Below are 12,652 nucleotides of genomic sequence, written 5' to 3'. Positions count from 1 at the left end.
AAGTAGAGTATTAAGCAGGCAAAAGAGTCAGATAATTTTTATTTTTTACTCCCTTCTAACTTCTACCACCGAAGGTTGATAATTATCAAAGACATCAAAATGACACAAAATTCTGAAAAAACTATCATTTTTTTTAACTCAGTTCCCGGTAGAATAGTTTCACATCTAATTGCTGTTTTATTCACTCTAAGTGGTGTTTGGTTATTTCAAAATCGACCAATACTTTCTTCAAAAACTATATCTATAACTCCCGATCCAATTAACCTGGAAAGATATGATAAAGAGCAACCAATTAATTATAGTGCCAATACTGTAGAAGCAGACAAACAACTAGCTATTGAACAATTTAATAAAAATGATATTCAAGCTGGAAAAAAAGCTGTAGAGTCTTTATTAAATAGAGGTGCTTTTAGAGAGGCAAAAGCAGCACTTAAGATTGTGTTAAAAGCAGGTAATAATGAGCAAAATGTTGACTCATACATACTTTTTTTACAAGGTCGATTAATTTGGGAATTAGCCCAATATGGAAATAGAAATTATACTGTAGATGAAGCTATATATTACTGGGAAAAAGCCGTCGCTCAACTCCCTGATTCTATTCCATATCAGAATGCTATAGGTTTTGCTTACTATACCAAAGGAGACCTGAAAAAAGCTTATGATTCTTGGTTAAAAGTATTAAAATTATCAGGAGAAATTGCACCAGAAACACAAATACTGCGTAACATTTCAATTGAGGCTTTACCAACTCCAGAAGTTGAACAAAAAGATGCTATTAATGCCTATGCAGGTATTGGATTAGTAATGATGAAATCTGCTCAAACTTATCAAGGAAATGAGCAAAGAGAACGCTGGTTGAGAGCTTTACAATATCGGACAAAAGTAATGAAAGAAGCTGCAATAGAATATCATATTCCCCAACTTAGACAAAACTGGTTATGGTCACGAGAAGCACTACGAGATTGGGATTTTCTCATGAGAACAGATTGGAATATATTGCAGAAACGAACTAATTAGGTTTTGCTGAAAAAGTCTTTTGGAAAGGGTAGGAGTCAGGAGTCAGTCCTCAGGAGTCGGGACGAATGGGAATTATAGAACCCATTTGGTATCTATTTAAAAATAGAGGGTGAGATGGGGAGGTCAGGAGATAAAGAAAGATTTGGCAATGGCTGAAGATAGGACATTTTTTTATACCGAGATTAAGCGGATTTGATATCACAATCATTAGACCTCTCCAAAAATCAAATTCCCTTCTGCCTTCTGCCTTCCCTCTACATATTAATAACTAGCTTCACCTAAACAGAAAAACTCTTAATTTCTATCCATTCTCTCTCAGATAAAGGTTCTGTAATTAGCTGAATTTTAAAACATTTCATAGCTGCTCTAACTAATGCTTCAATAATCCGATTAATCATAACTTCTCTCCTATCGACGGCAGATAAAACAGATGTAAAAATATCAAAAACTCCAGGAGAAGGTTGAGAGTTAAAAACATAACTAAAAAATTCAACATCAGGCGTTAAAATCATAGAACCATGTTGTAATATTGCCCTACCCTTTCTCAATTGGGCACTACCGATTAATTTTCCACCATTAGGTAATATTAAATCTGCACCAGTAGAAGTGCCAAAACAGTTAGGGTTGTGGATATAACCTCTTCCCGCACTGCCATAAACTAAGTCCACACCGAGCGATCGCCACCCCACTATTAAAAATTCACAAATAGCCTGATAAGACTCAATACGACTGCCAGGAAAACCAGAAGTTATAACACTATAAGTTAAATCTCCCTGATGCAAAACCGCCCTGCCACCAGTAGGACGATGGACAATATCTATCGGTTTGCCTTGCCAAGTCAGATTTTGCCAATATTCAGGATAACGTCGTTGATGATAACCCAGAGAAATGGCCACAGGTTGCCAGGTGTAAAAGCGGAGAGTTGGTGGAATATTTCCTTGCAGATGTTGGTGTAGCAACCATTCATCTATTGCCATTTGTAACTTGCCGGTTGTCGTTAGTAAGGGAATAAGTCGCCAAAACATCATGGAAGAAGGAAGAAGGAATAAGGAATAAGGAAAAATCTGGCGTTGTCTGAGTTTTAAGCTTTTGATATGTCAAATACAATAAAGGCGACTGCTATATTTCAGCGGATCAGTCTGCTGACCTGTTTTATTTCCATTTCCGAGTTTTCTAGCTTTAACTTTAGGTATTACAAGACAGTTATTAATAATTCTCTGAAGTAATTTTTGTGGCCTCATTTCTTTGAATACATATAATATCATGTTCGTTTAATAGCATGATAAAAAACTTTCTTCTCCTCTTCCCTCTTTTTTCCTCCCGACTTCTGACTCGGTCCTCCTCCGTCGTTATTTATCAGTATTCAACCGCACATGATATAAGTACATTTTTTTTACTATACTTATCATCTGGACAGTAAAAAGTTTTTTTCTTCATAAAACAGTTGGTTTCATGTGACAAAATGCTCCAGATTCGACTGTCTGGTGAATGGCGATCGAGCATTTAAGAATTTTGTCACTCAGTAGACCCGACCTACTTTTGGCTAAAATCTTCTTCCTATGTTCGGCGAGTGTCAGTAGAACTATCTGTTCACTCGGATAACCATTGGATGGTAGAGTACGAAACCAACCGGGGAAGTCTTTCCATATGATCATGGGCATCTCTAAACTCAGCAGTTGTAAAACAGCTAGTGCAATAGTGTTGATCAGTACAAACCGCTCCATTGCTTCAACTTTTCTTTTAACCTGTTGCTGATGTTTCTTCGGATATCGACTGAGAATTAAGTCTTTCGGCCACCCCTGAGTCGGGGTGATATCTTTCATCCAAAACTGATAGCTAAAACCAGACAAGAGTTGAATCAAGTTACGGAAAGTGACTTCAATCTGAAAACGCCAACTGTAAGCGGTTAAAATTTCGGTTGCAGATAGAGTGACATCAGTTGAAAGCAGAATTATTTGTTTGCCCTCCGGCCACACAGCCAATACAAAGCGCACTCTTTGAAGGGGACAATCCCAATGTAAATCTATACAACGCCATCTGAGAGACACCATCTGACCGTAAAGTAGTAGAGTTTCTGTAGTGAAGGAATCTTTCTCATCAAACAATTTCCGTAACTTGACTGATTCACCCCAGACGCGAGGTCTACCACGACTGCGTTTGAGCGGTGGTGTTGGTAAAGCATGTTTGCCGACTGCATTGATTCGGACTCTGGTAATTAACTGTAGCTTGTGCTTCCTAAACTCTTCAATCAAATTTTTAGAAGCAAAGTAAGCATCAAGGATGATATAGCTACCAGCATGGATAAGTTCTACGCACAAAGTAGACATTCAATCTACTATTGTAGTTTGATCATCCTCAGTCGTCTTGATACCATCTGGCAATCCCAAAGTCACAGGAACTGCTTTCAAACAAGAGCCTGCTTTTAAGAGTATGGTAATGACCCCAAAGTAATGGCCTCGTATCCACTCTGGCTTCGTTACATTTTCTGATTCATTATGCAGTTTTTTCACACCAGGCATTTTTTTTCCTTCCTTACCGACTTTAATACCATCACCTACATAAACTGGTTGACCTCTGAGAAGATGGACTTTTGGGTGAGTGATTAACCATTTGTGCCACATGGTGGATAATTTTTGGACACTAATCCCCTTTGAATGAAACCAGTGTAAAGCTTGAGTGTAGTAATTTTGTGTTAGTCCTACAGCGTTGAGATCGCTGGTAACTGCACGATGTTGGCTACATAAAAGAATTCCCCAAATCAGGATCACAAACCATTCATAAGTGGCATCGCGACTAAACACTGGACGTAAGTCGATCAATATTTGCTCTATCCGACGTATTATGTGCATAATAGAGATTAGCTGGTCAAATTTAAGAATCATTAACCAGTATGCACCATTCCCCGACTTTTAGTGGGGAATGTTTTTTCTACTGAGAACTTTGTACTGTCCAGTTATCATATCAAATTATTTTTGCAACCCATAAAAATCCTTTAGAAACCTTCCATATTTCCAGTAAAATATCTGATCAATCTGTAATCAATGTTTTTTTCACATCTACCTCTAGGTCAAAAATTAGAATTATCACCAAATCATGTTCATATTTGGAGTAAAAATCTAAAATCACCTCCATCTGAAATTGAAGAATTATCAAAAATCTTATCCTCAGACGAAATAGATAGAGCCAAAAAATTTTATTTTGAACGAGATAAAAATCGTTTTATTATTGCCAGAGGAACACTCAGAAAAATCCTTAGCTGTTACTTAAATATTGAACCTAAAAAATTACAATTTACTTATAGTGAACGAGGCAAACCCTACTTACCAGATACCTCTATATTATTTAATTTATCTCACTCTCAAGATTTAGCTTTATATGCTATTACCACAGTTAATTTAATTGGTATTGACTTAGAATATATTCGCCCAATGAATGATGCTGAAGCCTTGGCAAAACGTTTCTTTACTTCCCAAGAATACAACCTTATTAGTCAGCTTCCTCCTCAACAGCAACAAGAAATTTTCTTCAAAATATGGACTTGTAAAGAAGCCTATTTAAAAGCTACTGGAGATGGGTTAGCAGGAGGATTGGAAAAAGTCGAAGTTTGTTTAAAACCAGAACAACCAATACAGTTTATTAGTATTAATGGAGATTTTCAAGAAGCTTCCCGTTGGTATTTACATCAGTTTATTCCTGAATCTAATTACATTGCTGCTGTAGTAGTGGCAGGGACAAATCAAAACTTGAGTTTTTGGCAGACACATAGAATTGGGTATTGAAGCTATGTTTAAAGACTGCACTCGCAGGTGGATATAATCTAGAAGGAAGTCAAGCCAATGTACAATGTTTGACGCGCTTTAATTTTACTGATAGCTATCGCTTATACGACTTCATGTTATCAAGGTAAAATTATCAAAAAATCCCGTGCTCAAAACTATACTTGTAGATTAACACAAGGCAGGGCGAAAAGATAAAAGATATAGCAAAATTTTGGTAGTGCATCCCTACCAAAATTTTGATTATGGTCAATTAAGCGGACATGATATTAGGAATTCAGTGAGTAGCCAAAACTTTCAGCTAAGTTGCAACTCACTTCTCCTAAAAAATTTTCCTGATGATATATTTTCCACCGAGAAAATTAAACATAGCTTTCTCTAACTATAAACTGCTTAATATTAATTTTATATGCTTTAAGGTATTTATCGTTATCTTGGAAGCGTTGCTTTAAAAAAGTGTCTGGTCAACCTAAATTCAAGAAAAAAGGTAAAGATGATAGCTTTACTTTAGATGGTTCAATTACAGTCGGTTTTAATCAGATTAAATTACCAAGAATTGGATGGGTGAAAACTTACGAAATATTGCCAGATAATATTACTCCTAAGTCTGTAACTATTAGCCGAAAAGCCGACCGTTGGTTCATCAGTTTCAATTCTAGAGAGAAAGAAACTCAAATTACTGAGAAATCAGTAGATGTAGTTGGTGTTGATTTAGGTATAAAATCTCTAGCTACTTTATCCACTGGTGAAGTTTTTGAAGGGGCTAAATCAAAAAGGAGGTTAGAAGCTAAACTCTCACGACTTCAATACCTTAACAGACATAAAACCAAGTTTTCCAATAACTGGAAAAAAGCACAGCTAAAAATAGCGAGGCTACATACAAAGGTAGCTGATATCAGGAAAGATACATTACTTGAAGAAGGAGACAGGAGACAGGAGACAGGAGACAGGAGACAGGAGGAAAATTACATGGGGATTCGCTCCCCCAAGTAATGCGTGAACACCCCCGTTGACGGTGGGGTATTAAACCCACAAAGAAAATGATCAATATTGATTAGCATTGCCATAGGACACCAAGATACGATATGCTGCGGGTATTCTGTTAACATCTTGATCAACTTCCTTAGACTTAGACTAGGATTAGGCTTTACCGATCTCTAATGGTAGAGATTTTTTGTGCCATGCTCGGTTACTTATGATAGTATTTTTGTCTTTTGTCCAACAAACCATAAATTTACGATCAAAGGTTTGAATTTTAAAACATTAATGATAGAATCTGATTGTTGTTAACAACCGTACATAAAATTCCTAGACTCATAAACATAAAATAGTGGCCTAGAGGTGTAAGTACCAAACAGGTGATTTTGGATCAAAAAACGACAAAGGAAAGAGTTTGATGTCAACCCAAATATACGTAACAAAAAAATCTGTTCAGGTAGCTAAAGATCAAAAGTCAAAAACCAGATCAAAAGACTATATAAAAAGTCTACAGAACAAACACTATACATTTAATGTCCTAATAGCCATAGGCATAATAGCCATAGGCAAACTAATAGCAATATCTTTACTATTATCGTGGCATCCGATAACTAGTGTAGAAATAGGAATACTAATAGGAATGTGTGGATTAAGTATGTTGGACATGAGCATCGGAGTGGACAACTACTATTCAATACCAGTGAAACAATCAGATAAATCTTAGCAATATATAGAATGGCTGTATGGAGGTTCAATCTTTAAAAGATAATGGATGCAAGTACATCCTCACCTGTCACTTCATTGTGGAACTATCGCTAACCAAGTATTTCTGAAACAAAAACAAAATAAAATAAAATTATCCCCGAGAAATTCTTACAGAATAATACATCTGTAGAAATAAAATTGTTATCCGAACGAAATAATCAAAATTAATCAAAGTAAGTAAAACATGCACAGTTCTCAAATCGCTATTATAGGTATCGCTTGTAGACTTCCCGGTTCCAAGGACTACAACGAGTATTGGCAAAATCTGGAACAAGGCATAAATAGTATCAGTGAAATTCCTGCCGAAAGATGGGATGTAGAAAAATATTACTCTCCTCATCCTGAAAGACCCCATAAAACAATTAGTAAATGGGCAGGATTAACAGAAGGTATAGACCAGTTTGATGCCCAGTTCTTCGAAATATCTCCCAGAGAAGCAGAAAAAATAGACCCACAACATAGAATTATGTTGGAATTGAGCTGGTCTTGTATAGAAGATGCAGGTTACTCACCATCTGAACTTTCAGGAAAAGACATAGGTGTTTTTATAGGGGCGTGTAACTATGACTCTATTCTGTTGATGAACCAAAATCAAGATAATGTAGAGGGTCATAGTGGGACAGGAACTTGGACTTGTATGATTCCCAACCGTATATCTTCATTTTTTAACTTCCACGGTCCAAGTATTCCTATAGATACAGCTTGCTCGAGTTCCCTAGTGGCTGTTCATTACGCACTCAAATCCCTGAAAGAATCAGAATGTGAGATGGCATTAGTAGGTGGGATTAGTGTATTATTCACCTCAACAACATACATCCAGATGAGTCAATTGGGGATGTTATCGCCTACTGGACAATGTAGAACATTTAGTAGTGATGCTGATGGTTATGTGAGGGGAGAAGGAGCAGGAGTAGTTTTATTAAAACCTCTAGCCAAAGCCAGAAAAGATGGCGATCGGATTTATGGTGTGATTCAAGGGAGTGCTATTAACCACGGAGGTAAGGCGAGGACGATCACATCTCCCAATGTCTACTCTCAAGCTCAAGTAATTCGATCGGCCTATACTAACGCCAATGTTTCCCCGAATACAGTATCTTATATAGAATCCCATGGTACAGGCACACCATTGGGAGACCCCATAGAAATTAATGCCTTGAAGAGAGCCTACAAACAACTTTATAGTCAGTATGGAGTAGAAAAAACAGAGAAACCCTACTGTGGTATAGGAGCAGTAAAAAGTAATATAGGGCATTTGGAAGGAGCGGCAGGAATTGCTGGATTAATCAAAGTATTATTAGCAATGAAGTACAAAAAACTGCCAAAAATTGTCAATTTCAAAGGATTAAATCCACGGATAAATATTAAAGATACTCCTTTCTATCTCATAGAGGAAAATCAAGAATGGAAACGATTAAAGAATGAATCGGGTGAAGAGATTCCTAGACGTGCAGGTTTAAGTTCTTTTGGTATTGGTGGCGTCAATGCTCATATCGTTTTTGAAGAACCAGAAGAGGTTAAAGTTGAAAAAAATGATAATCTGGAGCCTCCCCAAAAGATTTTAACTCTCTCAGCACAGACAGAAATAGCACTGCAGGAATTAGCAAAAAAATATCAAGGTTATTTAGAATCAAAAACTGAATTATCGCTACAAAATATATGCTTCACTGCTAATACAGGGAGAACACATTTTGAAGAAAGGGTGGCGATAGTAGCCGAGTCAAAGAGCGATTTACAGGAAAAATTAGCAGATTTTCTTCAAGGTAATGACACAAATGGAGTGTTCAGAGGAAAGGTAGCAAGTCAGGAGAAGGAGATTGCTTTTCTGTTTACTGGGCAGGGTTCTCAATATGTAGATATGGGACGACAACTATATGAGACTCAAGCAACATTTCGGAAAATTCTAGACCAATGCGATGAAATTCTAAAAGAATATCTAGAAGTACCTCTATTAGAAGTTCTTTATTCTAAGTCAAGTTCTTCTTTATTAGACCAAACAGCTTATACCCAACCTGCTTTATTTTCAATAGAATACGCCCTAGCTAAGTTATGGGAATCTTGGGGGATTAAACCTAATGTGGCGCTAGGCCACAGTGTGGGAGAATATGTAGCCGCAACAGTAGCAGGAGTATTCAGTTTAGAAGATGGTCTGAAATTAATCGCCATGCGGGGCAAGTTGATGCAGCAGTTACCCTCCGGTGGTGAAATGGTATCTTTGTTAGCATCAGAATCTCAAGTAATAGAAGCTATAGGCGAGTATAGTTCTAAAGTGGCAATAGCAGCAATTAATGGACCAGAAAGTATCGTAATTTCTGGTGAAAGGGAAGCGATAACAGCCATTTGTAGTAAATTAAAATCTCAAAGAGTAAAATCCAAAAAATTACAGGTATCCCATGCTTTTCATTCCCCATTAATGGAGCCAATGTTGGCGGAGTTTGCAGCAGTAGCTCAGGAAGTAACTTATAGTCAACCTCGAATATCACTCATTTCTAATGTAACGGGAGAAAAAATAGGTGCAGAAATTGCTACTCCTGAATATTGGGTGGGTCATGTCCGAGAACCAGTAAGATTTGCTCAGAGTATGAAAACCCTAAATGAGCAAGGATATCAATTATTCCTGGAAATTGGACCGAAGCCAATATTACTGGGAATGGGAAGTCGATGTGTACCAGAAGAGAGTAGTGGTATGTGGTTACCATCCCTACGTCCCGGGGGAAATGATTGGCAACAGATACTCTCAAGTTTAGGACAGTTATATGTACAGGGTGCTAAGGTAGATTGGTTAGGTTTTGAGGGAGATTATTCTCATCAGAAAGTAGAATTGCCAACTTATCCATTTCAGCGAGAAAGATATTGGGTAGATGCTCCGAAAAATCAACAGCAAAATACTACTAATCAAAGTTCAAATTTAATTTTTGAACTAATTAATCGAGGTGATGCAGAAGAGTTAATTCAAGAACTAAATTTATCTGAAGAATTAACAGAAGAGGAACAAAAATTATTACCTAAGTTGTTAAATATTTTAACGACTAGGCATCAAAAAAATCTCCAAAATCAACGGGATATAGTTGGTGATTATTATGATGAGTTAGCTTCTTTTATGGATGAAGAAGCAATTTTGAACTATATTCCTTTGCCAGGAATTATCAAAGGATTTTCCTGGGTTTTATTTGCTAAGTTGAAAAGCGAACAGAAATATCATAAATTAGCATCAACTGCCCAGAAAGAAATTAGAAATATAGGTTGGCAGAAAGTAGATTTTGATTCTTGTCAGAAAGTTCTGGATATTGGTTGTGGTCATGGAACCGACTTAATGACTTTAGGTGAAAAGTATAATCATTTAAACCTTTGTGGCTATACAATATCAGATAGGCAAGTAGAATTAGGAAACAAAAAAATTAGTGAATTAAACCTACAAGATAGGGCAAAAATTGTTAATGGAGATAGTTCTCAGGATGAGTTTCCAGATAATTACGATTTGATATATGGATTTGAAGTGATTTGTCATATCAAAAAGAAAAAGGAACTATTTTTAAACATCAAAAATCACTTAAAAGATAGGGGTAATTTCGTCATGTCAGACTTTATCTCTAACGCTTCATTTGATATTGATTATGATGCTCACTCGTCTTATCTGATAACTCAAAAAGAATGGCTATATTTACTATCAGAAAGTCAGATCAAAATTCTACGTTATGTAGATATTAGCAAGGAGATTGCTAATGGTTTAGACGATCCTAATTTTCCAGAGAATCTCGACTATGTATGTAAGAAAAGTAATTTAAACGAAAATGCGAGAGTAGGGTTGCAATCTTATGACAATTTATACAAAATGTTGCGTAAGGGACTAGTCAGTTATGTAGTAATGACAGCTCAAAAACAAGAGTCATTGTCAGTAGATGAAATTTATAAGTGGAACCAAGAAATTCTCCAAAATCCACTACATTACTCCGATGTTTCATTACAACAACTTTTCTATGGAGTGGAATGGAAAAAAATAAGTCCTCGACAAGAACAGAGAAAACAACTGTCGAAAAATTGGATAATATTCAGCGATAAAGATGGTGTAGGTGAAAGACTGAAAAATATCCTAGAGGAAAGAGGCGATCGCTGTTCGATGGTATTTATAGGAGAAACCTATAAGCAAAAAGACACAGGAAGTTGGGAGTTAAACCCATCTAGTCCAGCAGATTTTGCCAGTTTTTGCCAAGATGCCAAGGTGACAGTTGGGGAAAGTCTGAAAATAATTCACCTCTGGAGTTTAGAAACTACAACTTCTCAACAACTAACTCAGTCAGCTTTAGAGTCAGCACAAAAGAATGGTTGTGGTAGCGTATTGCATCTAGTCCAAGCTATGGAAAAACACTGGAACTCACCCTCATCTCAACTGTGGTTAATTACCAAAGGTTCCCAGTCCGTGTTGCCTGTAGAAGAAGTAGCAATAGCTCAAACCCCACTATGGGGAATAGGAAAAGTCATATCTCTAGAACATCCTGAACTATGGGGAGGACTACTAGACTTAGACCAGGCATCGTCCACAAATGAAAATGAAGCAGAAACACTACTACAGCTACTAGAAGAAGAGCAAGAAGAAGATCAACTGGCCATCCGTAATGGAGAAATCTATGTAGCTCGTTTAGAAAGAAAACTCTTAGCAGAGTCTCAGCAAATATCTTTCAGTGAGTCAGGAAGTTATTTAATTACTGGGGGAACAGGATCATTAGGATTGAGCATAGCTCAATGGTTAGTAGAGAAGGGATGTAAACATCTAGTATTAACTGGTCGCTCTCAACCATCAGAGCAAGCACAATTGAAGATTAATAGTTTAGAGAAACAAGGAGCAGAAGTAGTTGTAACTCAAGCAGATGTATCTGTTCAAGAAGATATGGAGAGAGTGTTCAAGCAAGTAGAAGAAGGAATACCACCTCTCAAAGGAGTAATTCATGCAGCAGGACTGGTAGGATTGAACCTGCTTCAGGAGATGGAACTTTCTCAACTTGAAGCCATACTCCGTCCAAAAGTAATAGGAGGATGGTTGCTACATCAATTAACCCAGAACCTTGAGCTAGACTTTTTTGTGAATTTCTCCTCCATTGCATCAGTATGGGGTTCAAAAGCTCAAGCTCACTATGCAGCAGCCAACAATTTTCTAGATGGATTAACTTATTATCGACAATCTCTGGGATTACCAACCTATAGCATAAATTGGGGGCCTTGGTCAGGAGGCGGAATGGCAGAAGGAGAGGCCATGAATTGGTTAAACCAAATGGGCGTAAAACCACTAGATCCAGAAAAAGCAATAGCTGCCTTGGAGAAAGTATTAACCAGCAATAACCCTCAAACAGTAGTAGCAGATATAAATTGGGATTTATTTAAAGACCTCTATGAACTAGGAGGTAAACGATCGTTTCTGCAAGAAATTTCACGAGACTCAGAAGCAACAGATGGAGAACAGACTTCCGGACGTAAATCGGAATTGTTAGAACAACTTCATCAAGCTCCAGAAAGTGAACGGAACGAAATACTCATTGAGCAGTTGCAAAATGATGTAGCTAAAATTATCGGATTATCGAAATCTAAACTTCCAGATCCGGAGTTAGGATTCTTTAAAATGGGAATGGATTCCTTGATGGCAGTTGAGCTAAGAAATCTGTTGAGTTCTACTTTTAATTCTTCCATCAGCACAGCTACCTTGTTTGAAAAGTCTAATATCAAAGACTTAGCTGAATACTTGATCGAAGAAATTTTCCCAGAAGGGGAGGAAGAAGAAATTGATGTTCAAGATAGTCAAGAAGTAACTCCTCCCAAACAGATAGAAACAGAATTTGAAGGAGAAGTTGATAGTGCCATTGCCTCAGAATTAGAAGAAATCCAAGCTTTGCTGAAGGAGGACTAGTGGTCTGTCAATTTTGAATTGACGGGTTGAGGTAGATACGGGGACGCGGGGACGCGGAGAGAGGATTGATCCATCATTAGATATCTCCAAAAATCAAAAATAAAATCAATTCTTATCCAGAAATTATCAATTATTCCCCTCCAGGGAGGGGGAGGGGCGAGGGGAGGGTTCCCTGTTCCCAGCTCCGGTGTTCCCTGTTCCCTGTTGCCTCTTTTCTGGAGAT

The 12,652-nt window shown here is 37.2% G+C and carries 7 protein-coding genes; 4 read left to right on the top strand and 3 right to left on the bottom strand.

All coding sequences use genetic code 11. The annotated features are described in order from the left end of the window. Nucleotides 1–99 precede the first annotated feature (99 nt). Nucleotides 100–1,017, top strand: a complete 918-nt coding sequence (locus F6K06_RS13730) for a hypothetical protein (RefSeq protein ID WP_287241607.1) — start codon at nt 100–102, stop codon at nt 1,015–1,017. 278 nt (nt 1,018–1,295) lie between these two features. Here F6K06_RS13730 and F6K06_RS13725 read toward each other — a convergent pair whose 3' ends face one another. From F6K06_RS13725 to F6K06_RS13715, 3 genes are all read right to left on the bottom strand, one after another. Further along, a complete protein-coding gene (locus F6K06_RS13725) occupies nt 1,296–1,994 on the bottom strand; it encodes a lipoate--protein ligase family protein (RefSeq protein WP_240038937.1) in 699 nt (232 codons plus the stop codon). Nucleotides 1,995–2,450: 456 nt separating this feature from the next. After that, entirely contained in the window at nt 2,451–3,344 is an 894-nt protein-coding gene (locus tag F6K06_RS13720; RefSeq protein WP_124155948.1) for a transposase, read from the bottom strand. Further along, nucleotides 3,345–3,866, bottom strand: a complete 522-nt coding sequence (locus F6K06_RS13715) for a hypothetical protein (protein ID WP_124155949.1) — start codon at nt 3,864–3,866, stop codon at nt 3,345–3,347. It lies immediately after the preceding gene. A 192-nt stretch (nt 3,867–4,058) separates the two neighbouring features. Between F6K06_RS13715 and F6K06_RS13710 the strand changes: the two genes are divergently transcribed. From F6K06_RS13710 to F6K06_RS13700, 3 genes are all read left to right on the top strand, one after another. Beyond that, nucleotides 4,059–4,796: a 4'-phosphopantetheinyl transferase superfamily protein gene (locus F6K06_RS13710; protein ID WP_124144789.1), complete on the top strand. Its 738-nt coding sequence runs from the start codon at nt 4,059–4,061 to the stop codon at nt 4,794–4,796. A 381-nt stretch (nt 4,797–5,177) separates the two neighbouring features. Next, on the top strand, nt 5,178–5,786 hold the full coding sequence (locus F6K06_RS13705; protein ID WP_124144788.1) for an RNA-guided endonuclease TnpB family protein: 609 nt from the start codon (nt 5,178–5,180) through the stop codon (nt 5,784–5,786). A gap of 934 nt (nt 5,787–6,720) precedes the next feature. Further along, nucleotides 6,721–12,429 carry a type I polyketide synthase gene (locus F6K06_RS13700; RefSeq protein WP_124147872.1) on the top strand — a complete coding sequence of 1,903 codons (5,709 nt, stop codon included), beginning with the start codon at nt 6,721–6,723 and terminating at the stop codon, nt 12,427–12,429. Nucleotides 12,430–12,652: the final 223 nt, after the last annotated feature.

This window comes from Okeania sp. SIO1H4, assembly GCF_010672695.1.
Taxonomy (GTDB): Bacteria; Cyanobacteriota; Cyanobacteriia; order Cyanobacteriales; family Microcoleaceae; genus Okeania; species Okeania hirsuta.
Note: the sequence above shows the minus strand (reverse complement) of the source record. Positions and strands in the feature narration are given on the sequence as shown.

Coding starts and splice junctions, on each gene's coding strand:
- F6K06_RS13730 (WP_287241607.1), top strand. CDS start 100: ATGACACAAAATTCTGAAAAAACTATCATTTTTTTTAACTCAGTTCCC.
- F6K06_RS13725 (WP_240038937.1), bottom strand. CDS start 1,994: ATGGCAATAGATGAATGGTTGCTACACCAACATCTGCAAGGAAATATT.
- F6K06_RS13720 (WP_124155948.1), bottom strand. CDS start 3,344: ATGTCTACTTTGTGCGTAGAACTTATCCATGCTGGTAGCTATATCATC.
- F6K06_RS13715 (WP_124155949.1), bottom strand. CDS start 3,866: ATGCACATAATACGTCGGATAGAGCAAATATTGATCGACTTACGTCCA.
- F6K06_RS13710 (WP_124144789.1), top strand. CDS start 4,059: ATGTTTTTTTCACATCTACCTCTAGGTCAAAAATTAGAATTATCACCA.
- F6K06_RS13700 (WP_124147872.1), top strand. CDS start 6,721: ATGCACAGTTCTCAAATCGCTATTATAGGTATCGCTTGTAGACTTCCC.